Raw genomic sequence first — 26,611 nt, 5'->3', positions numbered from 1 at the left:
CGTGACCTCGCTACCGACTCCGACCTCGCGTCGCGCCTTCCTGCGCGGCGCCGCGCTGCTCTCGACCGCTTTCGGCGCGAGTGCGCTCTTGTCCGCGTGCGGCGGTGCAAGCGATGAAGCCGCGATGGCGGAGACGCCGCGCGTGGCATCGGTCGAAAATTTTCGCGATGTGGCTGGTATCGGCGATGGCTACGCCTCGCTCGATGGACGCCGCCTGCGACGCGGCGTGTTCTATCGCTCGGGCGCGTTCGCGCCGAACGATGCAGACGCCGCCACGCTCGCTCGGCTCGGGCTGCGTGCGCTGCATGATCTGCGCATGGTGGCCGAGGCTTCGCTAGCGGTGGATCGCGTGCCGGCGAATGCGGTGCGCGAGACGCATGAAGTCATGCCGATCGATGTCGCTTCCGCCATGCCGCATGACGCAGCGGCGGCGAGCGCATGGATGATCGAACGGCAGCGCAAGCTGGTCACGGATCCGGTGGCACGGTTGCAGTTCGGTCTGCTGCTCACGCGGCTGGCACGCGTCAGCGGGTCGCAAGTGATTCATGGCGCGGTCGGCAAGGACCGGACCGGCTGGGCAGCGGCGCTGTTGCTGGCCATCGCGGAGGTGCCGCTCGACGTGATTATCCAGGACTATCTGCTGACCAACACGGCGGCCCAGCCGCAGATCGCCGCACGCATGCAGGCGCATTCAGCGCGGCTCGGCACGGACACGGCAACCGTGGCGCCGCTGTATCAGGCGCAGAGCGCGACCATCGAAGCCGCATTCGACGAGATGGTGGGCGGCTTCGGCACGCTCGACAATTACCTGTCGCAAGGGCTGTCGTTGAGCGGGGGCGACATCGGCATGTTGCGCGCGAAGCTGCTGGCCTGATGTCACGCGTTGCTGCATAAAAAAACGGCTCGCCTGAGACAGGTGAGCCGCAAGAGGGATCGGTACAACTCGTACTACGCAGGCAGATTAGCACTGCGGCATCGTTCCTTGAGTCGATGGAAAGATGCGGAAAGGAAGGTGCGGATCATGGTTCATGGCACCTGAGCAACCACCATGCGTCCCACGAGCGCATCCAGCTTCTGCCGGGCGCTGGCGAAGCGGTCCATGCTGAGGTCGTTGGTTTCATAGCGCGCGGTGACGAGAATCTGGCCGCGCCGCAGCAGCGTCAGATCGATAGCGGACAGATACGACACCGGGTTGCTGCTGAACGCATGCTTGTCCCAGCTCGTGGTCGCGGCATAGACGAGCATGGCCTCGCAACCGGGCGGCGACGTGCCGGGGTTATAGACCATCGAATTGACGCCGCGGCGCTGCAACGAGACTTGCAAATTGGGCACGAAGTCGCCGGTCGCGACCGTCTGGTTCAGTTCGATGCACACCGATTGCAGCGACGCCGGCTCGCCCGTCACCGAAGTCGGCGACGAATAGTTCGACGCCACCGAAAAGCCGGCCTGCACGAGCGAGCCGGCGGCATCGGCAGCGGTGATCAGGGTCCAGGTGCAGCCAGTCAGCGCGCTCGCGCTCAGGGCGAGCGCCAGCGCGAGGGAAAGACGCCGGGGCATGGCGGTGTGCTTGCGTCAGTGTTGGCTCAGCGCACGACGCGCAAGCGCACCGTGTTCGCCCCTTCGATCGTGGCAGTCAGCGTCGTGACGCGTGCCGTATCGGCCGTGCGCAGGACGAAATGCTGGCGCGTGGCGGTGTTGACGTCATGACGCACGTCGGGAAAGCATGCAGCGATGTCCGCGCCGAGTTCCTGCAACGGGTCGGCAACGACACCGTCCGCGCCCCAGTGCGCGCGCCAGCGGCAATCGTAGGTGTGCGCGCTGCCGCGACACGTGCCCTGACCCGGCGAACCGGCGGGCAGCAGCGGGCGGCTTTGCGCGAGCGTGCCGAAGGAGGGCGTGGCGACGATCGTCTGCAACGCCGTGCAGACGTCAGGCAGATCTTCTGCGGCGGCGGGGAGCATCGGCGCGAGCAGCACGGCGGCGGCGAGCGCGCGGCCCAGCGCGAGAGTGAAGGAGCGGGTGGCGATGTGTTGAGCGTGCATGACCTGGCGTAATGTCGAATGAGGAAACACCGCGTGGCGCGGTGCGCAGCGCGTCAGCCGCGCGGCATCAGCATCGTCGCGCATGAGCGTGTGTCCCGATTCGGCGAGCAGCACGCCGATTCGACAAGTTGTTTCCAGGTATTAACTCGACCTCTTCAAACCGTCTTCAAACGAATAGCGAGATGATCCCGCCGATCGTCGCCGCAGCCGCGACCCACTTGCCCGCGGTGTAGAAGCCGTTGGCATCGGTGGCCTGCACTTCGGGGCGTTCGAGGCCCAGCGCGCCGTATGCGAAGGACTTCACCGACGAAGGCTCGGTTGATGTGTCCGTTGTTGCGTCGGCGGTTGTATCAGCATCGGCCACGCGGCGCGGCACAGGCGCGTCCGCGCTCACGTAGGCACTCGTGGTCGTCGCACCGGAGATCTGCATCGCTATCCTCGTCGTTATCAGTCTGGCGGACTGCAATAACGGCGAGCCGCGCGCAGGCTTGAACGCGCGGTCCTTTCCCTTTCTTACTTACATCGGGTGGCTTTGCACGAAGCTCTTGTACGAGTAGTACGCGGGTTTCTTCGTGGTGCCGTCGCCCTCGATCAGACCGTAGTTGCCTTCGCTGTCGTCGTAGAGCTGGAAGCCCTGGATCGACTGGATGTTGTACTTCGACGCGACGCTCGTGTATTGCGCCATCATCGTGTCGCCGGTCATGTACGACGCGATCTGGTTGTACGAGCCATAGTCGGGCCGCACGCCGAACTCGTTGATCCAGATGGGCTTGCCCATGTTGTGCAGCACCTGCAGCACGTCATGGCAGCCCGTGCCGCCGCACGCGTTGGTGATGTCGCCTTCATTCGAGTACCAGTGCCACGACGTAATGTCCCACGAGACAGTGGGATGACCCCACGTGCCGTCCGGCTGCGAGCCGTCCGCGAGCATCTGGAAGAACGCATAGTGCAGCCAGGTGCCGCCGAGAATGATCTTCGCCGACCCATCCACCGACTTCACGCCCGCGATCATCCCGCGAATCGCGCCGCGCGCCAGCATGTACGAGCTGTTGTTGTAATGCTTCCATAGCACGCCGTCCACGTTGCCGTTCAGCGTCTTCGCTTCCAGTTCGTTGCCGACCTCGTAGTACGCGTAGTGGTACGAGCTGGCCGTTTGCTGGCCGAGCTGATAGCCGGCGTTGTAGGCATCGTCTTCGCTGTTGTAGTTCAGGTTCGCCATCAACACGGGATACATCGTCACGCCGCCATCGGCCATGACCTTCGCGACCTTGGCCAGCGCGGCCGCCGACGTCGAGCTATAGACGTCGTTGCGATAGATGGTCGCGCCGAGATCCTGGAGTTGCGCGAGCTGGGTCTGCGGACTGGTGGCGTCGTAGGCGCCGCCATTGGTGTTGTGTCCGTTCATGCCGTAGAAGATCGAGCCGTTGCTCGCGGCCTTCGACGTGGCCTTGGGCGTCGTCGCGGCCTTGCCCGTGGCGGCATCCACGGCGCTGTCGTTGCCGCCCCCGCATGCGGCGAGTAGCGCGCTTGCGAACATCGCGGTGAGCAACGCGGCGCGTCTCGACGCGTGAAGGGAGTGGGATGTTGAGTGTGAGGCTTGAGTCGATGATTTCATGAACATGAGGATGGCGAATCAAACGGTTCGAATTGAGAGCGACCAGATTCGGTAAAGCAGCCGGTTTAATTGCGAACGGGCGTTAGTTATCCGAATGACAACACACGAACGGACGCGGCTCCCGGTCATGTGACCAGGAGTCGTGAGGTCCAGGTTGTACTGGCTTGGCTGATATCCGCGTGCTGATGCGCATGGCTTGCCATGCGTTCAGGGTGCGGACGCCGCTGGGCCAAATGCATGGCGAGCGGCTTGACGAGTCACACCAAACGAATTCGATGTGACGTCGGTAACATGTGCTGTGATGGCCCGCGAGATACGTCAGATTTACTAACTAACAGGCGGATTGGGTGTGCCGTCGAGAACATTGCGGGACAACCATCGCAGCGGAGGAAAGGTTACTTCGTTAAGAGGTGGAAGTAAACCCGACAGCCGGAAAAAACATCTTCGTATGTGAAGGGCTGCGATCAGTTTCTTCTGTTTGTTGGAGTACTGATCGCAGCTGCTTCCACATGTATGGCCTGATACCGATTACGCCTTCTCTTCCGATGAATGCCTGAAGGCGCTTTCTGTGGATGCTTTCCCGCTCAGGGCGCTGCTACCCCCTGCGTCTTCGGCATGTACGAGGTATAGAAGCTCGCACCCGCCCATGCCGGCAACGCGTCGGTGACGAGGGGCGTGCCCTGCGTCCAGTTGGCGCCGTCATGCCAGTCACCGTTGCCGCTGAACTTCGCGACTGCCGGATACGGGTACACCGGGCGCGAGGCGGTCACCTTGCTGTCGGCATCGGTCTGATAGCTCATGACCGCAGTCGGCGCCGATCCCTGTTCGACCCAGCCCGTGATCTGCGACACCAGGTCGATGTTCGGGAAGCCCTCGCCGCCGCCGCAATGTCCGACGCCCGGCACCACATACAGCCGCGAGAACGCGCTGGCGTTGGCCTCGCCCATCGTCTGTTGCACGGCCTCGTAGTAGCGGATCGTGAAGAGCGGCGAGATGTGCTGGTCCGCCCAGCCATGCCACAGGATCAACTTGCCGCCCGCGTTCTTGAATGCCGAGAGATCCGGACTCGTGGCATCGTTGAGCGGATGGTTGGCTTGCAGATAGGCCGGATAGAAGCTCGCGTCCTGATAGCCAAAGGTATCGACGGTCGGTATCGCCGGCGATCCCGTGAAGATCAGGTTGTAGGCGCCGCTCACGATCAGGTAGCTGAACAGGCTCGTTACAGGCACTGCGGCGTCCGTGGAGTTCGAGGTCGGCACCTCCACGCCAATCCAGTTTGCTTCCGAACCGTATTGCGGCGAACCGCCGAGCATCGGCATGCCGGTGCTTGTATCGCTCGGGCCGCTGTAGATCTTCGTCGCGGTGGCGACTTCGGCGGCGGTGAGACATGTGCTCGTGTCGGTCGCGCTCGCGGCGCACTGGATCGTGGCGGGATTGAAGTGACATGTGCGCGGATCGGCGAGCAGGCCATCCGGCACGCCCGCCTGGCCACCGCATGCCGCGACCACCGCCTTGTGCAGCAACTGCGCCTTGTCGGCGTACAGGACGGCCTTGCCCGCGCTGGTGCCGGTCGTGCTGTTCGAGACCACGTTCCAGCCGTGATAGAGCGAGTTCTGGATCTGGAAATGCGCGGCCGGCGCACCCGCGACGATGCCGTTGTAGTCCGCCGGATAACGTTGCGCCGCCATCAGCGCTTCACGACCGCCGTCCGAGCAGCCGACGAAGTACGCATACTTCTGCGTCTGTCCGTAGTAAGCCTTGATGAGCTTCTTCGCTGCGAGCGTGGTGATGTGCTGGCCGCGATAGGCGAAGTCGGCCTGCTTCTGCGGATCCGTGCTCCACGAGGCATCCTGTCCCGAGTGGCCCATGTCGGTGGCCGCCGTCACGAAGCCGCCCTGCTGCACGAGCGGGCAGGTGTAGCTGAAGCTGAACGACGTTTGCTTGGTCGGATCGCTGAGATTGCCGCACAGGCCGCCGCAGCCGAGCGCGGCGAAACGCTGGGTCCACGAATCGACCGGCAAGGCGACTTCGAAGGTGTTGGCCGGCGCAAGCGTGCCCTTCACCGTGCAGAAGTTGACTGATGTGCCGTTGATGGTCGCGGCCGTGACGGTGGCAGAGGTGATCGTGCTGCCTGCGCCGCCTACGTCGCTGAGATCGACGGATGCCAGTTTCGAACAGTCGGTGACGGGTTTGACGACTGTCAGCGTAGTGTTCGCCGCTGTCTGGCTACTGTCATTGCCGCCGTTGCCGCCGCACGCGGCGAGGAAGGCGGCGGCGAGCCCGCACGCGAACACCGTGCACAACGATGCGGCCCGCGCGCGCGTCGCCGCGACGAGCCTTCTGGAAACCAGAGCTCTCATGGTTCTCTCCTGAAATTTCTTGTGATATCGAACAGCGGAAGACAGCCTGCGCAACTGTGCGTCACTGTGCGTCACCGTGCGCGCAGGCTGGAAGACACTGGAGATCAGAAGCGATGGATGATGCCGACACCGGCGGCGAACATGCTGCGCGAGGCCGAGGGCGCACCCTGGAAGCCGTCGCCAATGGACGCATTCGCGGCCGTCTGACGGTTGGCCGTCGTGCCCGACGGCACCGCCAGCGTGCGGCCGTTGGCGCGCTGGAAGGCTTCGAGCGCGTAGAGGCCGGTGCGCTTCGAGAGCGAGTAATACTGCGAGAGGTTGAACTGATGATACGAGGCGGCATCGTCGATGCCGTTCGCCTTGCTCGCCCACGTATAGCTATAACCGGCCGCGAAGTCCCACGCGGTTGTCGCCTTCCAGTGCAGCACCGAACCGACTGTGTTGAACACGGCTTCGTCGGTGAAGAGCGAATTGACGCCGGGGAGGTACTGCACGTTCGAATACGTGACCGAGACGTCCCAGGCGCTGTTGATCTGATAGCCGCCCGCGAGCGCGAAGCGCTGCTGCGCCTGGGCGCGCTGATAGCCCGCCGTGATCGCCGAGACGCCGGCCTGACCGGAGCCGTCGGTGGCGCTGGTGCTGTTGATGGTGGTCGAACTGCTGCTGTAGATGCCGCCCCCGCTGGCCGCGTTGTTGATGCGCGAGAACGCCACCGTGCCGCCGATCGGACCTTGTTGATACTGGATCGCAGCGGACCACGTCGAGCCCTGGTACACGCTGTCCGGGACGCCGGCGAGCGAATATGAACCGCTGACGGTGAAGCCGTAGAACTTCGGCGAGGTGTAGACCACCGAGTTGTTCGCCCGATAGATGGTGTCCATGCCGTCGAGATCGCCGGGGTGTGCGCCGAAATAGCCGGTCAGCCAGTTGGTCGGGCTATAGGGTGAGAGCAGCGTGTAGTACGACGCGTACTGGCGGCCCAGGGTCAGCGTGCCGTAGGCCGGATTGGTCAGCCCGACCCACGCCTGGCGGCCGAACATCGCATTGGTGAACTGCTGGCCGCCGCTGTTGATGTCGAAGCCGGATTCCAGCTGGAAGATGGCCTTGTTGCCGCCGCCGAGATCTTCGGCGCCCTTCAGCCCGAAGCGGCTGCCTGCCCAGATGCCCGAGGCCATCTTGACATTCGAGCGGCCTGCGTTGGACTTCGCGAGATTCGTCTGGCTGCTTTGATAGACGATCGAATCGTCGACGATGCCATAGAGTGTCACGCTGCTCTGGGCGAACGCGGGCGCCACGACGACCGCCGTGCCCGCGATCATGCCCGCGCCCAGACGCTTGAACGGTATCAGCGGCTTCAAATGTTTCAGTGAATGTCTCACTCTCGTGTGCCCCTTCCTGGATTGTCGTTGGTGTGCTTGTGCGGAGGCGGAGTGCATGGTGCGTCCCACGCCTGCGGATCCGAACGTACTCCGATGGATCGACGCATACAGAAAGGGTTAACCAGTGGGTGAAGCCGCTTGCAAGAGGAGCTAGACGTGCTCAGGCCTTGTCCGAAGCGATGTATGCGGGCGCTCGTCGTGCCGCGTGGCGGACGAAATGCGATAAATAAAACTGATGGGGTCGACAATGCTTCGCAAGGCGCGGTTGCATGGTCGTTGATTCAAATGCGATCGACTCAGCCTGCCGCACGCCATGCATGCGGCTCGCGATCAGCAAAAGAGATACGACGTCTTCACGAGCGTCGACGTGGCCGGGCAGGCTTTTCAGACTTGGCATTGGCGTGTTCGCGGATCATGTCGATCAGCGCGCGCAGCCCCGCCGGCACATGGCGACGACCGGGATAGTAGAGACACAGTCCATCGAGCGGCGGCGTCCAGTCTTCGAGCACGCGCTTCAGCGTGCCGTTGGCGAGATCGGCGCGGACGTTCCATTCGGTCAGATACGTGAGGCCGAGGCCGGCGCGCGCCGCCGCGAGCATGAGACCGGGATCGTCGAGCGTCAGCGCACCAGCGCCGTCTATCCGCACGGCCTGGCCATGCTTTTCGAACTCCCATTGATAGATGGAACCGCTCGGCATGCGGCTGCGGATGCAGTCGTGCGTGGCGAGATCGGCGGGCGTGCGCGGCGGCTTGCGGCGCGCGAAGTAGGCCGGGCTGCCGACCACCGCGAAGCGCTGCCGCCGGCCGAACGGCACGGCGATCATGTCCTGCGGCACGGTGTCCATCAGGCGAATGCCGGCGTCGAAACCTTCGATGACGATATCGATCAGCCGGCCCTCGGTGACGATATCCAGCTTCATGTCCGGATAGCGTTCGAGGAACGCGATGAACACCGCCATGACCTGATGCGCCGCGCCCGCCGACGTATTGATGCGCAGCGTGCCCGAGGGCGTGTCGCGGAAGCTGCCCGCCTGTTCCAGTGCCTCACGGATGCTCGTGAGCGCGGGCGCTACGTTCTGCACGAACTGCGCGCCCGCTTCCGTGAGCGCCACGCTGCGCGTGGTCCGGTTGAAGAGACGCACGCCGATGCGCGCCTCCAGCGCCGCGACGGTGTGACTCAGCGCGGAGGTGGATACGCTCAGGTCGCTTGCCGCCGCGCGAAAGCTGCGATGACGCGCAACGGCGAGCACCGCTTCGAGTTCGGTCATGCCTGTGGTTTTCATTATCCTGGATGGCTCAACAAGGCGTCCACGATTGTACGGCTAGTTGAATCAATCGAATGGCCCTATCTTGTTCGCATTGGCTTCCCATCCAGGATCGAGCATGCGAACTATCGAGCACATTTATATCGACGGCGCCTTCGTGACGCCACACGGCGACGAGTTTTTCGAGCTCGTCAATCCCGCCACGGAACAGGTGATCGGCCGGGTGCGGTTGGGCGATGCACAGGACGCGCGGCTCGCCATTGCCGCCGCGAAACGGGCGTTTCCGGCGCACTCGCGCACCAGCAAGCGCGAACGCATCGACATGCTGGAACGCATGCACGAAGCGGTTCGCGCGAGAGAGGACGAACTGTTCGAAGCGATCACCGAGGAGTACGGCGCGCCCGTGTCGCGCGGCCGCTGGATGGCGCAGCATGCCGCCAACGTGCTGCTCGACGCGGCCCGTGTGCTGGAAGACTATGCGTTCGAACGCCGCGCGGGATCGGCGCGGGTCGTGATGCAGCCGCTTGGCGTGGCAGGACTGATCACGCCCTGGAACAGCAACGCGGGCTTCATCTGCGGCAAGCTTGCGGCGGCGCTGGCGGCGGGCTGCACCGCCGTCATCAAGCCGAGCGAGATGAGCGCGATGCAAACGCGCGTCGTGACCGAAGCATTGCATGCGGCCGGCTTGCCTTCGGGCGTGTTCAACATCGTCACCGGTCGTGGCGAGACAGCGGGCGCGGAGATCGGCACGCATCCGGAGGTGGCGAAGCTGTCGTTCACCGGATCGACGGTGGTCGGCAAGTCGATCCTGCGCAACGCCGCGGAAACGCTCAAGCGCGTGACGCTGGAACTCGGCGGCAAGTCGCCGATGATCATTCTCGATGACGCCGATTTCGACGTCGCGGTGCCGCTCGCTCTCGATGCCGGCTTCATGAACAGCGGACAGGCGTGTATCGCGGGCACGCGCATTCTGGTGCCGCAGGCGCGCTTGCCCGAGTTCGAAGACAGGATGATGCGCGCCGTGGCGAACGTGCAGGCTGGCGATCCTCGCGATCCGCGCACGACCGTTGGCCCCATGGTGAGCCGTAAGCAATGGGAGCGCGTGCAGCGCTATATCGGCATCGGCATCAAGGAAGGGGCGCGGCTCATTGCGGGAGGCGCGGGGCGGCCGGACGGTGTGAACGCGGGCTGGTTCGTGCGCCCGACCGTGTTCAGCGGCGTGCGCAACGACATGACCATCGCGCGGGAGGAGATTTTTGGGCCGGTCCTTTCGATCATTCCCTATCGCGATACCGAAGACGCCATCGCCATTGCCAACGACACGCCCTATGGTTTGCAGGCGTACGTCTGTTCCGCCGATCAGGCTCGCGCGGGTGAAGTGGCGTCGCGCATCGAGGCGGGACGTGTGCTGATCAATACGCTGGCGCACGAACCGCTCGCTCCTTTCGGCGGCTTCAAGCAATCGGGGATTGGGCGGGAGTACGGGACGTTTGGCATCGAAGCGTTTCTGGAGCCGAAGTCGTTGTTGGGCTTGAGTTGATCAAATAACGATGCAGCGGGGGCCGCGCCGGCTTCCCGCCATTGAAGGGTAATCCCGAATCCGCGTTGCCTTGTCTCGATACAAAATATAAATTATATTTTCGCAACGGAAACCGGACCATGGAGACAACCCATGACTCAACCTTACGAGGGCCTGAAGATCCTCGACCTGACCGACGACCTCGGTCGCTACGCCACGCGATTGTTCGCCGACCTCGGCGCTGAAGTGCTGCGCGTGGAACCGCCACACGGTGCGAACGACCGGCGCGCGGCGCAGTCACCGGACGATCCGGCGGCGCGCTGTGAGTTCGAATTCTTCAATGCCAGCAAGTCCGCCATCGCCCTCGACACGACCACGGCTGAAGGGCGCCGCACATTCGCGGAACTGGCGCGTGATGCCGATGCGATCGTCGTCGAACGCGGCGCGGCGCTGTATGACGCGTTCGACTGGCTGCGTGAAGTGGCGCCGCACGCCGTGCTCGCTTCGGTGTCGCCGTTCGGCCGCACCGGCCCGCTTGCCGATGCGCCGTCGAGCGATCTCGTACTGCAGGCGGCGGGCGGAATCGCATGGCTGTCGGGCCAGCTCGACGACGCGCCGCTGCGTCTGCCCGGCTCACAGTCGACGATGGTCACCGGCGTTTATCTGGCGGTCGCGTTGTCGGTTGCGTTGTTCGATGCGCAGGCGAGCGGCGAGGGACATGTGATCGAGATATCGGCGCAGGAGGCCATCGCGCATTCATTGCAGAACTCGATCCAGGTCTACGACTTCGAGAAACGCATTTCGATGCGCGGCGGCGAAGGCACACGCGACGCAAGCGAAAACGTCTTCGCCTGCAAGGACGGCTACGTGTTCCTCGCCGCGCCGCGCACGCTCGGCGTGTCGTGGAATGCGCTGATGACGTGGATCGGCCAGACCGGCCACGCCGCGCTGCATGAGTTCGAGACGCCGCGCTGGGCCGACCGCCAATGGCGCCTGACGCGCGAAGCGAAAGACGTCTTCCGGCGCACCATCGAACCTTTCTTCGCGCAGTTCACGAAGGACGACATCACCCGCGAAGGCATGCAACGCAAGATCGTGCTCGGGCCGGCCTCGACGCTCTGCGACGTGCTAGCCGATCCGCAACTCGCGCATACCGATTATTTCCGTGTGCTCGACGACACGCTCACGATGCCCGGCGCGCCGTATCGCTTCTCGGAGAACGTGTGGAAGGTGTCGCCCGCGCCCGGGTTGCCGCAACGCGTGGCTCATATCGACACCGAGGAGGTGCAGTAATGCGGCAGGACCTGTTGAAGGGCATTCGCTTCGCGGATCTCACCTGGGCGGGCGCGGGCCCGTTCGGCACCAAGGTGTTCTCGGACTTCGGCGCGGAGGTCGTGAAAGTCGAGAGCATGACGCGTCCCGATTCCGTGCGCACGGCGGGACCGTTCAAGGACGGCATTGCGGGCACCAATCGCAGCGGCTACTTCGCGTCGCGCAATACGGGCAAGAAGAGCATTGCCATCGACATGAAGACGCCCGAAGGCAAGCAGCTCGTGCTCGATCTGATCGCGCGGTCCGACGTGGTGACCAACAACTTCGGCCCCGGTGCGATGGACCGTCTCGGTCTCGGCTATGAAGCGCTCAAGGCCCTCAAACCCGATCTCATTTATCTCTCGATGCCGATGTACGGCCAGGACGGGCCGCGTGCGTCGCTGCTCGGCGTGGGCATGACGATCAGCGCGGTGACCGGAATCATGATGCACACCGCCTACGATGCGGCCGAGCCCATCGGCCCGGGCACGCACTTCCCGGATCACGCCGCCAATCCTTATCACGCCGCCTTCGCGGTGCTGGCTGCGCTACGGCATCGGCGCAAGACAGGGCGCGGCATGAAGATCGATCTGTCGCAGGTCGAATCGACGGCGAACTTCATGGGACCGTTGCTCGTCGAGGCCGCCCGCACCGGCAAGGAGCCGCCGACTGTCGGCAACCGGCATCGCACGCACGCGCCGCACAACATCTTCCGTTGCGCGGGGCAGGACTGCTGGGTCGCCATCTCGGTGCTCGACGACGCGCAATGGCGCGCGCTTGCCGCGCTCATCGGTAGCACGGACCTCGCTGACGACGCCAGCCTGAAGCACGCGTCAGGACGGCTCGCGCAGGTGGATCGCGTGGAAGCGGCGGTGTCGGCGTGGACTCTGGGCAAGCAGCCCGCAGAGGCGGCCGCGCTGCTGCGCGCAGCCGGCGTGCCGGCGGCGGCCGTTGCGAGTTCGCGGGATCTCATCGAGAAAGACGAACAACTCGCCGCGCGCGACTACTGGCAGCGCGTGCCTCATCCGGAGGTGGGTCCGACGCTCATCAGCTCGCCGCCATTTCTGGTCGATGGCGCGCGCATCGCGCTTGCGCCGCCGCCGCTCTTTGGCGAGCACACCCGGCAGGTGTTGCGCGACGACCTGGGTCTTTCGCAGGAACGCATCCGCGAACTGGAAGAACGGGAGGTCCTGAAATGACGCGGACATCGACATCGACAAGCCGGCTCAGCCATGCGGCAGCGGTCGTCGGCATCGGTCATACCGACTGGCCCGGCGACTGGCAGCGCGCGCGCCGCGACGAAAAACCTGCCGACAGCTATGGCTATGGCGCCGCCGCCTTCCGCGCGGCGCTCAATGACGCCGGCCTGACCCGCGACGACATCGACGGCCTGATCGTCGGACCCACCACGGCCTACGAACGCATGTCGGAAGTGCTCGGCATCAATCCGCGCTGGGGGGATCAGGCCGACGCGGTGCTGTCGGTTGCGCAGGCGGTCTCGGCCATCGAAAGCGGTCTGGCCGAGACCATCGCGCTCGTCTACGGCAACGACCAGCGCACGGCGAAGATTCAGTACGGCGGCCCGCAGGCGATGGGCGGCGACATGTTCCTCTCATACGTCTATCACGCGCCGTGGGGCATGACGTCGCAAGGCGCGCTGTATGCACTGACCTTCCAGGCATACAAGGCCGCGCGCGGCTTCGAAGATGCCGATCTCGGCCACGTGTCCGTGGCGCAGCGCGCATGGGCCTCGATGAATCCGAACGCGGTGATGCGCAAGCCCATCACGCTCGACGATTACCTCGCGGCCAAGACCATCTGCGCGCCGCTGCGGCTGTATGACTACTGCATGATCAACGACGGCGGCGTGGCGCTGATCGTCACGAGCCGCGAGCGGGCGAAGCGCGCGAAGCAGAAGCCGGTGTTCATCGAAGCCCTCGGACGGCGCGACTTGAACGCGGGCGCCACGAGTCTCGAGCCGCGCCTCACGGAGTTCTACTTGCCGGCGCAGCAGGATTGCGCGCGCCAGGCATTCGACATGGCAGGCATCGGGCCACGCGACATCGACGTGTTCCAGGTCTACGACAGCTTCTCGGTACACGTGCCGCTCGCACTCGAAGGTTATGGCTATTGCGAGGTCGGCGAAGCGGGACGCTTCCTGCGCGAGCAGGGTATCGGGCCCGATGGCGCGCTGCCCACCAACACGAGCGGCGGGCATCTGTCGGAAACCTACATGCAGGGCTGGGCGCATCAGATCGAATGCGTGCGCCAGTTGCGCGGGCAATGCGGCGAGCGCCAGGTGCGCGATGCGCGCTTTGCGCACTATACGTCGGACGTGGCGGGCAAGGCCGTGTCGATCATCTACGGAAACGAGGGCTAGGACATGGACGCAGACAACCTCTCATTCCCGCCGGGCGCGGTGCTGGGGCACTACGACCTGCCGATGTGGCGCAGCATCGCCGGCCATGCAATGGAGTTGCCGTGCTGCGCCGATTGCGGCCGCTTCCACTATCCGCCGGGACCAGCGTGTCCCCATTGCCTGTCGCCTGCGCTGGTCTGGAAGCCGCTGTCGGGCAAGGGCGAAATCATCTCGTGGGTGCGCTTCGAGCGCACTTATCTCGAACGCTATCCCGCACCCTACAAGGTGATTGCCGTGCGGCTCGCGGAGGGCCCCGTGATGATCTCCAATCCCGAACCGCTCGACGAAGCCGCGTGCGCCATCGGCGCCAAAGTGCGCCTCGTGTATGCCGAGCTCGATGACCACACCATCCTGCCGCGCTTCAGGCTCGAATGAGCGTGGCGCACAACCGACAGGCAATATAAATAATATCGGAGACCCATTGTGAACGAAGCAGCGTTGTCACGTGCCACGGCCAAGGTCGAGCGCCGCCTGATTCCTTTCTTGATGCTCATTTTCCTCGTGTCGTTTCTCGATCGCGCCAACGTGGGTTTCGTGAAGGGCGATCTGCAAGTGTCGGTCGGGATATCAGAGAGCGTCTTCGCACTCGGCGCGGGGTTGTTCTTCGTGTCGTACGCGCTGTTCGAGGTGCCGAGCAACATCATGATGCATCGCTTCGGCGCGAAGATCTGGATCTCGCGCATCATGGTCACGTGGGGTCTTGCGAGCGCCGCGCTGATGTTCACGCAAGGGCCGGTGTCCTTCTATGTGTTTCGCCTGCTGCTCGGCGCCGCGGAAGCGGGACTCTTCCCGGCGGCCATCTACTACATGAGCTGCTGGTTTCCGGACGATTCGCGCGGCAAGGCCATTGGCTACTTCTTCGTCGCGGCGCCTCTTGCGCTGGTGGTGGGCGGACCGGTGTCGGGCGCCCTGCTCAATCTCCACGGAATGCTGTCGCTCGCCGGCTGGCAGTGGATGTTCCTGATCGAAGGGCTGGCCGCATGCGTGGTCGGTGTATGGGCGTTCTTCTACATGGACGATGCGCCCGCGAAGGCCGCCTGGCTGACCGACGAGGAACGCCGGGCGCTCGTGGATCGCCTCACGCTCGAAGCGTCGACGAAGGCGCGCGATGATGCGGGCGGCAACTGGAAACAGATGCTCGCCGACGCCAACGTGTGGCGCGGAGCCGTGTGCCATTTCTTCGGGCAGATGGCCTTCTACGGCGTGGTGTTCTATCTGCCGGCGCAGGTAGGTGCGCTGCTTGGCAAGACGATGGGCTTCGAGGTCGGCCTCGTGACGGCGATTCCATGGGCTATTGCGTGCGTCGTCTGCATCTGGCTGCCGACGCTCGCTGACCGCATCCACCGGCATCGCGCGATCTGCATCACGTTGTTCCTGATTGGCGGTGTGTCGCTGGCGCTCACCGCCTATGGCGCGCCGGTCCTGCGGATGCTGGCCATGTGCGTGTCCTGTGCGGCGCTCCTCACGGTGTGCTCGATCTACTGGACCTTCCTGCCGCGTTGCCTCGCGGGCGGCGCGGCGGCACTCGGCATCGGCTTCGCGAGTTCGCTCGGCATTGTCGGGGCATTCATCGCGCCGAATCTGCGCACTTGGGTGGCGCAAACCATGGGCTCGCCGGTGTACGGTCTGTTCGCCATCGCGCTGGCCGCGATTGTCGGCGCACTGGTCGTCTCGACAATGCGCTGGCCCGTGAACGGCGAACGCCGCCGTCCCGCGATGCAGACCATGCCGTCGGCGCAACCCGTCTTCGAGAAGATCGGCGACTGAGCCTCATATCAAACGGAGAAGCATTCGATGTCACGAAGTTTCGAAGCGATCAACTATGCGCGCTTTCGCCGCTACATCACGAACAGCGTACTCGAGGAACTGCATGCCGGCATGCGCTGGAGTGAAGGCCCGGTATGGTTCGCGGATACGCAGACGCTGTTGTTCGTCGATATCCCGTCGAGCCGGATTCATCGCTGGGTGGAGGGGCAGGGCGTCTCGATCTTGCGCGAACCGTCGAATCATGCGAACGGCATGACGCGCGACCGGCAAGGCCGGCTCGTGACCTGCGAAAGCGGCACGCGCCGCGTGACGCGCACGGAACTCAACGGCGCTGTCACCGTGATCGCGGACCGCTATCAGGGCAAGCGCCTCAATTCACCGAACGATGTCGTCGTGAAGGCTGATGGATCGATCTGGTTCACCGATCCCGACTACGGCATCCTGAGCGACTACACGGGCGACCGCGCAGAGAGCGAGATCGGCGCATGCAATGTATATCGCTGGGACCCTTTGACGCATGAACTGACAATCGCATGCGAGGGTTTGTCGAAGCCGAACGGACTGGCTTTCTCGCATGACGAGGGGTGCCTCTACGTCGCTGATAGCGGCCGCACGCACGATCCGCAGGGCGAGCACGCGATCTACCGTTTCGAACTGGACAGCACGGGCAAGCCGGGCAGGCGCAGCGTGTTCTTCTCGGTAGAGAAGGGCGTGCCGGACGGGCTGCGTGTCGACGTGGACGGCAATGTGTGGACCAGTTCCGTCTCCGATGAAGGCGTGATGTGCATCGCGCCGGACGGCGAACTGATTGGCCGCATCCATGTGCCCGAGCCTGTGTCCAATCTGTGTTTTGGCGGGCCGAAGCTTAACCGGCTGTTCATCACGGCGGGGCCCCGCCTGTTCTCGATCTACACCGGAACGCGTGGCGTACCGGTCCTCTGAACGCATGCGCACGCCCTCCATGGGGCGCGCATTCTCGAACTGGAATAGCGATGCAAGCAAACAAGAATGGATACCAGCATTACATCGGCGGACGTTTCATCGATGCGCAGGAAACGCTCGATGTCGTCAATCCGGCCTCGGGGAAGGTGATCGGCAGTACGCCGGTGGCAAGCCGCTCGACCGTCGATGAAGCCGTGGCCGCTGCGCGCGCCGCGCAGCCCGCCTGGGCGAAGAAGACGGCCATCGAGCGCGCGGGGTACGTGCGCCGCATCGCGGAGAAAATCCGCGCACAGGCTGCGCGGCTCGCACGCATCATCAGCGAGGAGCAGGGCAAGACGCTCGCGCTCGCGCAGGTGGAAGTCGCCTTCACCGCCGACTATATGGACTATATGGCCGAATGGGCACGGCGCATCGAAGGCGAGATCATTACGAGCGATCGGGCGGGCGAGCAGATTTTCCTGTTCCGCAAGCCGCTCGGTGTCGTGGCGGGCATTCTGCCTTGGAATTTTCCGTTCTTCCTGATCGCGCGGAAAATGGCGCCCGCGCTCGTCACGGGTAACACGATCGTCGTGAAACCGAGCGAGGAGACGCCCATCAACTGTTTCGAGTTCGCGCGTCTGGTCGCGGAAACGGATCTTCCCGCCGGCGTGTTCAACGTGGTGGGCGGAGCCGGGGAGACCGGAGCGGCGCTCTCGGCGCATCCCGGCGTGAATCTCATCAGCTTCACAGGCAGCGTGGAAACCGGCTCGCGCATCATGGCGGCGGCCGCGGCTAACGTCACCAAGGTCAATCTCGAACTCGGCGGCAAGGCGCCTGCCATCGTGCTCGCCGACGCCGATCTCGACCTTGCCGTCAGCGCCATCCGCGATTCGCGCGTCATCAACAGCGGCCAGGTCTGCAACTGCGCGGAGCGCGTCTATGTGCAGCGTTCCATCGCCGCGTCATTCACCGACAAAATGGCCGCTGCGATGAAGCTGACGACGTTCGGCGACCCGCTGCTGGATGAAAGCGTGGACATGGGGCCGCTCATCAATCGCGAGGGACTCGCGAAGGTCGATGCGATGGTCCGCTCGGCCGTGCAGGCGGGCGCGCAGGCCGTGACAGGCGGCGCGATCTTCACCGACGGTCCCGGCTTCCATTACCTGCCTACCGTGCTCGCAAACTGCAGCGCCGACATGGGCGTGATGCGCGACGAGATCTTCGGGCCGGTGCTGCCGATCCAGATCATCGACGATCTCGACGAAGGCATTGCGCTCGCCAACGACACGATCTATGGGCTGACGTCATCGGTCTATACGCGCGATCTTTCGGCGGCGATGAAGGCGTGCCGTGAACTCGACTTCGGCGAAACCTACATCAACCGTGAGAACTTCGAGGCGATGCAGGGCTTTCATGCAGGCGTGCGCAAGTCCGGCATCGGCGGCGCGGACGGCAAGCACGGGCTGTATGAATTCATGCATACGCATGTGGTGTACATGCAGGCTTGAGCGGCACATTTAGGAGGAATCCAAGCCGGACCTGGGTCGTTCCCGGCGTTTATATATTATAAAATTGCGCCAGTCCGCCGGATGGGACTGGCGTTTTCCATTCCGGCAATTTCAGCATCATCATGCAAGCGGCGGCGACAGCGGCAGCGGCGCATACGACGGACGTTCGGCCGAACGGGGAGCAGCAGACATGGCGTTCTTGACGAAACTGGATCAGGTGGCGGAGAAACTGCGCGAGCAGATCATCGCGGGTGAATATGCGCGCGGCGAGAAGCTCAAGCAGGTCGAGATCGCCGAGCAACTGGGCGTGTCGGTAACGCCCGTGCGCGAAGCGCTCAAGGTCCTCGAGATGGAAGGCTACATCGTGAGCCAGCCGCATCGCGGGCTCTGCGTGCCCGAACTCGACTACGACCAGGCCGTCGAGATCTTCATGCTGCGTCTGCTGCTCGAACGCGAATTGACACGCGCCGCCCTCGCCAATCTGACAATCGATGGGCTGAAGGAACTGAAGGCAGCCGAGGCGGAGTTCGCGCGGCTGTCGAAATCCAAGGACATCTTCGCGGCGCGCGCCGCCAACGTGCGCTTCCATTTCCGGCTGTACGAGATGGCGGAGCGGCCACAGACACTACAGTTCGTGCGCGTGCTGTGGGCAAAGTATCCGTTCAACTATCAGGAGCAGCAGTCGGTGCGCTTCAAGCAGATTGCGAGCGAGCACGACGAATTCCTCGAACACGCGGCCGCTGGCGACTTCGAGCGCGCCGTGGAAGCAATGTGCCATCACATCGAAAGCGGCTGGAACCGGGTTGGCTCGTTGTTGCTGGAACACAAGGAAGCGCGCTGAACTTCTCTTCTTCCCCGTGATTACCCTGTAAGCCACGGGTTTGGTTTGTCTCTATACAAAATATAAATTATATTCGAACGCACATTAACGCTCGTCCTTGGCCCATCGCGCCATGCGAACGATGGCCCGCTCGCGACCTACAACAAGGAGACAGAAGTGCGCTGGAAATCACGCTACTGGGTGTACCTGATGCTGTTCTCGCTGTGCGCGATCAACTATCTCGACCGCGTGGCGCTCTCGGTTTCGGCGGGCCATGTGAAGGCCGATCTCGGCCTGAACAATGTGCAGCTCGGCTATCTGTTCTCGTCGTTCCTGTGGGGCTACACGTTGTTCCTGATTCCCATCGGCCTGATGGTGGACCGTTTCGGTGCGCGCATCGTCGCATCGACCAGCATGGCGGTCTGGTCCGCCGCCACCGCGTTGACCGGAGCGGCCTCGACATTGGCAGGCGTGGCGGCGGCGCGCATCGTGATGGGTATTGGCGAGGCATCGTGTTATCCGGCCGAGGCGCGCATCATCCGCGAATGGGTGCCGCGCCAGGAACGCGCTTCCGCCATGACCTTCGCGAACTCGGGCGCGTACTTTGGTCCGGCGCTGGGTGCGGTGGTGCTGGCGTGGCTCGTGTCCGCGATCGGCTGGCGCTGGTCGTTCGCCATCTGCGGGGCGGTGGGCTTCGTGTGGCTCGCGTTGTGGCTCAAGTATTTTCGCGAACCGGAAGCGGCTACCTGGCTGAGCGATGAAGAGCGCGCGCTGATCTGCCGCGAGCGCGAAACCACGAGCCAGAGCAAGGCGGACGAAGCGCCCATCGGACTGCGCGGGCTGATGAGAAGTCCGACCATGTGGGGCCTCATGCTGACGCAGGGCACCGGCGCCTACACGCAATACCTCTTCCTGACCTGGCTGCCGAACTATCTGCAAACGGAACGCGGCATGACGCTGATGACGAGCGGCACCGCGATGGCCGCGCCCTACATCGGCTCGATGGTGATCTCGATTGCGCTTGGACTGCTGAGCGACCGGCTGCTGACGGCGAGCGCCGTCGAAGCGGGCGGGCGGCGCCTGTTGCTCGGCGCAGTGATGCTCGGCGGCGCGGTGATCCTGCTGGTGCCGTTCGTGTCGAGCGTAGTGGTGATCCTGCTGCTTATCACGATCGCGCTCGGCAGCGTGTCGGGAGGTCTCGCGCTCAACATGACGCTGCTGAGCGACCTGCTCAACTCGCGTAGCGACCTCGGCCGCGCGATGGGCCTGCAACTCGTCGGCGGCAATGTTTTCGGCTTCCTGGCGCCCATCGTGACCGGCTATGTCGTGTCGGCAACGGGCCACTTCGACGCGGCGTTTGCCGTCGCGGGCGGGCTGCTCGTGGTGGGTGCGCTGTCGTCGTGGCTGCTGACGCGGTCGCACATCGGCGCGCGCCGCGTGCCGGCCGCGAATCCCGCGATGTCCGAACAGGTCGGGGGCTGACATGACCGGGACGACCACGCACGCAACCGCAACGGAAGCACGCCCCAACGCGCCGCACATCGCCATTCGCACGGAATGGCTGGCGCAGCATGGGGAGGATGCACTGGAACCGGCGCTTCCGATCATCGACGCGCATCATCATCTGTGGGAGTTGCCGGGGAAGATCTATCGCGCGGAGGATTTCGTCGGCGATCTCGACTCGGGCCACAACGTACAAGCGACGGTGTTCGTCGAGTGTCACACGCACTATCGCAGCGACGGTCCGCTGGAATATGCGTCGCTCGGCGAAATTGAATTCGCGTTGGGCGAGGCGCGGCGGGCGCAGACGGAAATGCAGACGCACGCACGCGTGGCGGCCGCGCAGGTGGGCAACGCGGACCTCGCGCTCGGCGCGGCCGTGGGGCCGGTGCTCGACCGCATGCTGGAGGTGTCGGAAGGGCGGCTGAGAAGCATCCGCAACATCGCCGTCTGGCATGCGGACCCGAACGTACGCGCATCCGCCGCGACGCCGCCGCCGCGACTGCTGCTGCAACCCGCGTTCAACCACGGCATGCGCGAACTGGCGGCGCGCTCGCTCGCCTTCGATGCATGGCTCGTGCATACGCAACTCGCCGAATTGCGCGCGCTCGCTCAGGCGCATCCTGCGACGACGATCGTGCTGAACCACGTGGGCGGGCCGCTGGCGCTCGGGCCGTATCGCGGACATCGCGCGGAAGTGTTCGACGCGTGGCACAAGGAGATGGCCGCGCTCGCGGCATGTCCGCAGGTGCATGTGAAATTGGGCGGCTTCGGCATGGCGCTGTTCGGTTTCGACTTTCACACCACGGCCGCGCCGCCGGATTCAGCGCGCGTCGCGGAGGCAATCCGGCCTTACGTCGAAACCTGCATTGAACTGTTTGGTCCGGCGCGTTGCATGTTCGAGAGCAATTTCCCTGTGGACAAGGGCTGCTTCAGCTATGGCGTGATCTGGAACGCGTACAAGCGGATCGCGGCGGGCCTGGATGCGCGCGACAAGGCCGCGCTGTTCCACGATAACGCCGCGCGCGTCTATGGCATCGAATAGCAGCGGCGCCGGTCATTGCTCCATCCAACTGACATGCGCGCTGACCACGCGCCAACCCTCGTGCATCTTCACCCACGTCTGGCTTTGTCGTCCGACACGCGGCTCGCCATCGCGACGAAACTCGATGTTGGTCACGGCGAATGCATCGCCATAAGTCGTGACCACGCGCGCCGTCACCGTGCGTGCGAGCCCCTTGCCCGGCCGCGCAGCCCGAAACGCGCGGATCGCATCGTATCCGTAGAGATTTTCCGCTGCGCCATAACGCAGCGTATGCGGCGAGTCGAAGAAGAGCGCGTCGAGCATGGCGACGTCGTTGTTGACGAGGGCCTGCTCATAGGCGTCGAAGGCCGCATCGACTTCGGCAAGCACGTCCGGACGATTCGTTTCCATCATGCCAGTGCAACGTCGAACGACGGCGGCGGCGGACAGTACGCAAGCTGCGCGTCTTCGAGCCGACGCGCGGCCTCGAACGCGAGATCCTCGCGCCACGGTGCCGCAATCAATTGCACGGCGATGGGCAGGCCGCTGGCGCTGCGCATCGGCACGGCGACGACCGGCAGGCCGAGGCAGGATACCGGCTGCGGCAGCAGGCCGAGATTGGCCTGCACCGCGAGCGTCTCGCCGTTGATCTCCATGAACTCGTCGCCGATGCGCGGCGCGACCATCGGCGTCGCTGGCGCGATCAGCACGTCGTGATGCGCGAACAGTTCGAGCACGCGCCGTCGCAAGGCCGCACGTACGCGCTGTGCCTGCACGATCCACGCGGCCGGCAACAGCGCGCCGGCGATCAGCCGGTCGCGCGACAGAGGCTCGCGCTCGTCATAACGCGTGCGCAGATTCTCCGCATGCAGTTGTCCCCCTTCGGCCGCCGTGATGACAAAGGCCGCACCGCGTGCGGCATCGGCGTCGGGGAATTCGACGGTCTGCGTAGCGTCAAGCGCTGCGGCCACGGCATGCGAAGCAGCGCGTGCATCGTGGTTCGCATGCTCGTCGAAGTAGCCGCCCAGACGTGCAACGCGCAACGTGCCGTGCGTCTTGCGCGCCGTCTCGAAGGGGCGCATGGCACAGGCGGGGTCGAGCGGATCGGCGAACTGTAACGCATCGTAGACCGCCGCGAGGTCGTCGGCGTTGCGCGCGAACGCACCCATATGATCCAGGCTGGCAACGAAGGGCCAGGTACCGTGACGCGACAAGCGGCCATACGTGGGCTTCACGCCGAACACCCCGCACAGCGAAGCCGGCACGCGCACGGAGCCGTTCGTATCGGTGCCGAGCGTGACCGGCACGAAGCCCGCCGCGACCGCAGCCGCGCTACCGCCGGATGAGCCGCCCGCCGAGCGCGTCAGATCGTGCGGGTTGCGGCAAGGCCCGGCGTGATGATTCTCGGTAGTGAAGCCGTATGCGAACTCGTCCATGTTGAGCGCGCCGATCAGGATCGCGCCCTGCATCGAAAGCCGCTTCACGAGGGTTGCATCGTGCGTCGCGGGCGGCGTGTTGGCCAGCACGCGCGATCCGGCGAGCGTCGTGAGTCCTTCGATATCGAACAGGTTCTTCACGGCGAACGGCACGCCCGCGAGCGGCGGCAACGGTTCGCCGCGTGCGCGGCGTGCATCGAGCGTGGCTGCTTCCGCAAGCGCCCGGTCGCGCGTGATCGCGGTGAACGCGTTGACATGCGCATTGCCGGCATCGATGCGCGCGAGCGTCGCTTCAATCAAATCACGCGCACTGAATGCGCCGTCGGCGTAAGCGCGCGCGATGGCGAGTGCATCGAGGGGAAAGTGCCCGCGCGCGTTCATGGGCGATATACCGGCGCGGGTTCGTCGCTGGCGTAGAGGGGATAGGCGAGCACCGGTTCGGCGAGTTGCGCGATACGCATGAATTGCGCCTTCACACGCAGCGCGGCTTCGCCGGAGAGCGCGGGAAAGTGCAAGGCGAGCGCGGCATCGGCGTAGGCGTCGAGGGCATCGTTTGCTTCAGGATGCATCAAGGTAGGCTCAAGGAAAATGGAAAGGCGTGCGCGTTCGTTAGGCCCTGCGTTTCGAGATCGCCCAGACGATCAGCAATCCGCCGATCATCACCGCAAGCGACAGCAGCGTCGTCATCGTGCCGAGCGCGTAGATCACGGGCGTGGTAACGGAGGTCGTCAGGCCCTGCAATTCGAGCGGCAAGGTGTTCTGGTCGCCGATAGCCTGCGACGTGCGCGCAATCTCGTCCCACGAGAGCGTGAAGCCGAACATGCCGACGCCGATCACCGAGGGCCCGATGATCGGCAGCACCACATGCTTGAACGACTGCCACGGCGACGCGCCGAGATCGCGCGCGGCCTCTTCGTACGCGGGATTGAAGCGATTGAACACAGCGAACATGACGAGCAGGCCGAACGGCAAGGTCCAGGTGAGATGCGCGCCGAGCGCCGACGTATAGAGACCCATCGAGGTGGTCCAGTTGTCGGCGAAGGACTGGAAGCCCCATGCGTTCGCGAGATACTTGATGCTCGTATCGAGCAAGCGAAACGTGAGGCCGATCCCCAGCGAGACGATGATCGACGGCATGATCAAGCTCGCCACCGATATATAAAATACCGCCGATTCACCGCGAAAACGCCGCCTGAACGCGAGCCCGGCGGTCACGGAGAACAGCACGGTGAGCACGGTCACGGCGAGCGCCAGCTTCACCGAGCGGCCGAAGGCGGCCCAGATGTCGATGTCGCCCACGCCGTCGCGCAGTGCGGCGAACCAGTGCAGCGAAACACCGCGCATCGGAAAGGTGAGGCCGCCTTCCGGCCCCTGAAAGGAGAGGATGAAGATGGTGATGACAGGCCCGTAGAGAAACAGCACGAAGAGCCCGAAGACCAGCGCGAGCCAGTAGAAGCTTGCCGGCCGATGTTCGCGATGCCTGATGGCGCCCGCCATGTCACAGCTCCTTTCTGATATCGACGACGCGCGTCAGCGCCCACACGATCATCAGCACGACCGCCAGCAGGATGATGGCGTTCGCGGCGGCGGCGGGGAATTGCAGATAGCCCGTCTGCACCTGAATGATCTTGCCGACCGAGGCGATCTGCTGTCCGCCCATCACGCCGACCGTGAGAAAGTCGCCCATCACGATGGTGATGACAAAGATCGAGCCGATCACGATGCCGGTCTTCGAGAGCGGCAAGACTACATCGCGGATCACTTGCCAGCCGTTCGCGCCGCTGTCGCGCGCGGCTTCCAGCAGAGAACGGTCGATGCGCATCATCGCGTTGAAGATCGGCACGATCATGAAGAACGTGTACAGGTGGACGAAAGCGAGCACCACGGAGAAGTTCGAGTACAGCAGCCAGTCCACCGGCCGCTCGACGAGATGCGCGGAAAGCAGCGCCTGATTCACGAGACCGTTGCGCCCGAGAAGCGGGATCCACGAGATCATGCGGATCACGTTCGAAGTCCAGAACGGAATCGTGCAGACGAGGAACAGCACGGTCTGCATCGCCGTGGTGCGTACATGAAAAGCGAGGAAGTACGCGATCGTGAAGCCGATCAGCAGCGTCACAGCCCATACGATTGCGCAGAACCGCAACGTGGACCAGTAGGTCTTGAAGGTTACGCAGACATCCGTGAGCGAGCCGCAGCCGTCGAAGATCGCCGCATAGTTCTTCACTGTGAACGCGGGGATGATCTGATACTCGTTGAAGTCCCAGAAGCTCACGATCAACGTGATGACCAATGGCACGATGAAGAACAGCGCGAAGGTCAGCGTGAGCGGCGTGGCCTGCAACCATGCGCTCACGCGCCGGTGACGCACCGGCGCCGGCTTCGATTGCGGGAGATATTCGACAGAAGCCATCTTGAACGGCGCTCCTTCACGCAGCGATGAACTCGTTCCACTTCTGGACCATGTAGATGTTCTCGTCCATCACCGCGTTCCAGCAGGCAATCGCGCTCATGCGCTGGGTGTACGAGCCGCCGTCTCGCACGGTGCCGGCCTTCTCCAGCAACTGGCCGTCGGGCGCCTTGATGTCCTGCGCGGCGGGCTTGCCTTCCATCCAGTAGTCCCACTCGTAAGCCTGCATGTGGGTCTTCGCCGTGTCAGTCACGCCGGGATAGTAGCCCTGACGCATCAGGTACGCGCCCGCCCAGCCGTCCTGGAACCAGTTGACGAATTCATACGCCGCATCGAGCTTCCTGCCCTGCAGCGAGCGCGGAAAGCCGAAGCCCGACGCCCATGAGCGATAGCCTTCCTTGAGCGGCTGGAACTTGCACGCGATGCCCATCGTGCGGACCTTCGTGACGGCGGGCGACCACATCGACTGGATCACGACTTCGCCCGAGGCCATCAGGTTGACGCTCTCGTTGAAGTCGCGCCAGAACGCGCGGAACTGTCCCGCGCGCTTGGCCTCGATCAACACCTTGATGGTCTGGTCGATCTCGGCCTTTGTCATGTTGCCCTTGTCGCCGTACTTCACCTGGCCCATCGCCTCGATGGCCATCGCCGCATCCATGATGCCGATCGCCGGGATGTTGAGCAGCGCGGCCTTGCCCTTGAACTGCGGGTTGAGCAGGTCGGCCCAGCTGCTCACCGGACGCGAGATCAGGTCCGGACGGATGCCGAGCGTGTCCGCGTTGTAGGTGGTGGGAATGAGCGTCATCCATTCGGTGGGCGTCGCGCTGAACTCGGTCGAGCGTGCGCCCTTCAGGAACATCACCTTCTTCGGCGCGGTGCCTTGGTCGCCGATCTTCTTGCCGTTCACCTCGCCCTTGGTGAGCACGGGCGTGATCTTGTCGGCGAGCTTGATGCGTTTCGCGTCCATGCCCGCGAGCGTGCCGGCCGGAATCAGCTTCTTCAGCGCGAAGTATTCGGTGTCGACGATATCGAAGGAATTGGGCTGCGTGATGATGCGCTTGGTGACGTCGTCGGTCGTGACCGGGATGTACTGGATCTCGATGCCCGTGTCTTCCTTGAACTTCTTGGCGATCTCCGCGCTCTGGTTCACTGCCGTGCCGAGATAGCGCAGCGTGATCTTTTCCTGCGCATGCACATAGGGAAAGCCGGCAATGCCTGCTGCCGCTACCGCGCCCTTGATGAACGTGCGCCGTGAAATGCCCGTGTTCGTGCCGTTGTCCTGGCAAGCCTTGCCTTGATCGTCGTTCATTGGACT

Annotated in this window: 25 protein-coding genes; 12 read left to right on the top strand and 13 right to left on the bottom strand. The window is 64.1% G+C overall.

Annotation, left to right across the window (positions count from 1 at the left end):
• Window position 1 precedes the first annotated feature (1 nt).
• A complete protein-coding gene (locus QCE88_RS21660; protein WP_409018181.1) occupies window positions 2-874 on the top strand; it encodes a tyrosine-protein phosphatase in 873 nt (290 codons plus the stop codon).
• Between the two features lie 152 nt (window positions 875-1,026).
• On the opposite strand, the gene QCE88_RS21655 is transcribed toward QCE88_RS21660, so the two are convergent.
• From QCE88_RS21655 to QCE88_RS21625, 7 genes are all read right to left on the bottom strand, one after another.
• Window positions 1,027-1,557: a hypothetical protein gene (locus tag QCE88_RS21655; protein WP_309905951.1), complete on the bottom strand. Its 531-nt coding sequence runs from the start codon at window positions 1,555-1,557 to the stop codon at window positions 1,027-1,029.
• Between the two features lie 26 nt (window positions 1,558-1,583).
• Window positions 1,584-2,126 (bottom strand): hypothetical protein, encoded by a 543-nt coding sequence (locus QCE88_RS21650; RefSeq protein ID WP_309905949.1) that lies wholly within the window; start codon window positions 2,124-2,126, stop codon window positions 1,584-1,586.
• A gap of 82 nt (window positions 2,127-2,208) precedes the next feature.
• Complete coding sequence (locus tag QCE88_RS21645) at window positions 2,209-2,472, bottom strand: hypothetical protein (protein ID WP_309905947.1); 264 nt, start codon at window positions 2,470-2,472, stop codon at window positions 2,209-2,211.
• A gap of 87 nt (window positions 2,473-2,559) precedes the next feature.
• Complete coding sequence (locus QCE88_RS21640; RefSeq protein WP_409018180.1) at window positions 2,560-3,657, bottom strand: lipopolysaccharide biosynthesis protein; 1,098 nt, start codon at window positions 3,655-3,657, stop codon at window positions 2,560-2,562.
• Window positions 3,658-4,241: 584 nt separating this feature from the next.
• A complete protein-coding gene (locus QCE88_RS21635) occupies window positions 4,242-6,017 on the bottom strand; it encodes a tannase/feruloyl esterase family alpha/beta hydrolase (protein WP_309905945.1) in 1,776 nt (591 codons plus the stop codon).
• A 104-nt stretch (window positions 6,018-6,121) separates the two neighbouring features.
• Window positions 6,122-7,336, bottom strand: a complete 1,215-nt coding sequence (locus QCE88_RS21630) for a porin (protein ID WP_309906552.1) — start codon at window positions 7,334-7,336, stop codon at window positions 6,122-6,124.
• 413 nt (window positions 7,337-7,749) lie between these two features.
• The gene (locus QCE88_RS21625) at window positions 7,750-8,679 is read right to left on the bottom strand and encodes a LysR family transcriptional regulator (protein WP_309905943.1); all 930 of its coding nucleotides are present in this window, start codon (window positions 8,677-8,679) and stop codon (window positions 7,750-7,752) included.
• A gap of 100 nt (window positions 8,680-8,779) precedes the next feature.
• Here QCE88_RS21625 and QCE88_RS21620 point away from each other — a divergent pair, with 100 nt between their 5' ends.
• From QCE88_RS21620 to QCE88_RS21570, 11 genes are all read left to right on the top strand, one after another.
• Window positions 8,780-10,201 carry an aldehyde dehydrogenase family protein gene (locus QCE88_RS21620; RefSeq protein ID WP_309905940.1) on the top strand — a complete coding sequence of 474 codons (1,422 nt, stop codon included), beginning with the start codon at window positions 8,780-8,782 and terminating at the stop codon, window positions 10,199-10,201.
• Between the two features lie 132 nt (window positions 10,202-10,333).
• Complete coding sequence (locus tag QCE88_RS21615) at window positions 10,334-11,473, top strand: CoA transferase (protein WP_309905938.1); 1,140 nt, start codon at window positions 10,334-10,336, stop codon at window positions 11,471-11,473.
• Window positions 11,473-12,690, top strand: coding sequence for a CoA transferase (locus QCE88_RS21610; RefSeq protein ID WP_309905936.1), 1,218 nt, complete (start codon window positions 11,473-11,475; stop codon window positions 12,688-12,690). Before QCE88_RS21615 ends, QCE88_RS21610 begins: the two co-directional genes overlap by 1 nt.
• Window positions 12,687-13,871, top strand: coding sequence for a thiolase family protein (locus QCE88_RS21605; protein ID WP_309905934.1), 1,185 nt, complete (start codon window positions 12,687-12,689; stop codon window positions 13,869-13,871). Before QCE88_RS21610 ends, QCE88_RS21605 begins: the two co-directional genes overlap by 4 nt.
• Window positions 13,872-13,874: 3 nt before the next feature.
• Window positions 13,875-14,285, top strand: coding sequence for an OB-fold domain-containing protein (locus QCE88_RS21600; protein ID WP_309835132.1), 411 nt, complete (start codon window positions 13,875-13,877; stop codon window positions 14,283-14,285).
• Window positions 14,286-14,333: 48 nt separating this feature from the next.
• Complete coding sequence (locus tag QCE88_RS21595) at window positions 14,334-15,677, top strand: MFS transporter (protein WP_309905932.1); 1,344 nt, start codon at window positions 14,334-14,336, stop codon at window positions 15,675-15,677.
• A gap of 27 nt (window positions 15,678-15,704) precedes the next feature.
• Window positions 15,705-16,619 (top strand): SMP-30/gluconolactonase/LRE family protein, encoded by a 915-nt coding sequence (locus QCE88_RS21590; protein WP_309905930.1) that lies wholly within the window; start codon window positions 15,705-15,707, stop codon window positions 16,617-16,619.
• A gap of 50 nt (window positions 16,620-16,669) precedes the next feature.
• Window positions 16,670-18,106, top strand: coding sequence for an aldehyde dehydrogenase (aldA, locus tag QCE88_RS21585; protein WP_309905928.1), 1,437 nt, complete (start codon window positions 16,670-16,672; stop codon window positions 18,104-18,106).
• A 190-nt stretch (window positions 18,107-18,296) separates the two neighbouring features.
• Window positions 18,297-18,947, top strand: coding sequence for a GntR family transcriptional regulator (locus QCE88_RS21580; RefSeq protein WP_309835125.1), 651 nt, complete (start codon window positions 18,297-18,299; stop codon window positions 18,945-18,947).
• A 156-nt stretch (window positions 18,948-19,103) separates the two neighbouring features.
• On the top strand, window positions 19,104-20,408 hold the full coding sequence (locus QCE88_RS21575) for an MFS transporter (protein WP_309835122.1): 1,305 nt from the start codon (window positions 19,104-19,106) through the stop codon (window positions 20,406-20,408).
• 1 nt (window position 20,409) lies between these two features.
• Window positions 20,410-21,471, top strand: coding sequence for an amidohydrolase family protein (locus QCE88_RS21570; RefSeq protein ID WP_309905926.1), 1,062 nt, complete (start codon window positions 20,410-20,412; stop codon window positions 21,469-21,471).
• A 12-nt stretch (window positions 21,472-21,483) separates the two neighbouring features.
• On the opposite strand, the gene hpxZ is transcribed toward QCE88_RS21570, so the two are convergent.
• Genes hpxZ through QCE88_RS21540 form a run of 6 tightly spaced genes read right to left on the bottom strand, consistent with a single transcriptional unit; the run spans window position 21,484 to window position 26,605 of the window.
• Window positions 21,484-21,864: an oxalurate catabolism protein HpxZ gene (gene hpxZ / locus QCE88_RS21565; protein ID WP_309905924.1), complete on the bottom strand. Its 381-nt coding sequence runs from the start codon at window positions 21,862-21,864 to the stop codon at window positions 21,484-21,486.
• On the bottom strand, window positions 21,861-23,267 hold the full coding sequence (locus QCE88_RS21560) for an AtzE family amidohydrolase (RefSeq protein ID WP_309905922.1): 1,407 nt from the start codon (window positions 23,265-23,267) through the stop codon (window positions 21,861-21,863). Before QCE88_RS21560 ends, hpxZ begins: the two co-directional genes overlap by 4 nt.
• Window positions 23,264-23,455 (bottom strand): AtzG-like protein, encoded by a 192-nt coding sequence (locus QCE88_RS21555; RefSeq protein WP_309905920.1) that lies wholly within the window; start codon window positions 23,453-23,455, stop codon window positions 23,264-23,266. The genes QCE88_RS21560 and QCE88_RS21555 overlap by 4 nt, the downstream gene beginning before the upstream one ends.
• A gap of 40 nt (window positions 23,456-23,495) precedes the next feature.
• Entirely contained in the window at window positions 23,496-24,383 is an 888-nt protein-coding gene (locus QCE88_RS21550; protein ID WP_309905918.1) for an ABC transporter permease, read from the bottom strand.
• Between the two features lies 1 nt (window position 24,384).
• Window positions 24,385-25,299: an ABC transporter permease gene (locus QCE88_RS21545; protein WP_309905916.1), complete on the bottom strand. Its 915-nt coding sequence runs from the start codon at window positions 25,297-25,299 to the stop codon at window positions 24,385-24,387.
• A gap of 16 nt (window positions 25,300-25,315) precedes the next feature.
• Entirely contained in the window at window positions 25,316-26,605 is a 1,290-nt protein-coding gene (locus QCE88_RS21540; protein WP_309905914.1) for an extracellular solute-binding protein, read from the bottom strand.
• Between the last annotated feature and the right edge of the window lie 6 nt (window positions 26,606-26,611).

Source organism: Caballeronia sp. LZ035 (assembly GCF_031451175.1).
Lineage (GTDB): Bacteria > Pseudomonadota > Gammaproteobacteria > Burkholderiales > Burkholderiaceae > Caballeronia.
Note: the sequence above shows the minus strand (reverse complement) of the source record. Positions and strands in the feature narration are given on the sequence as shown.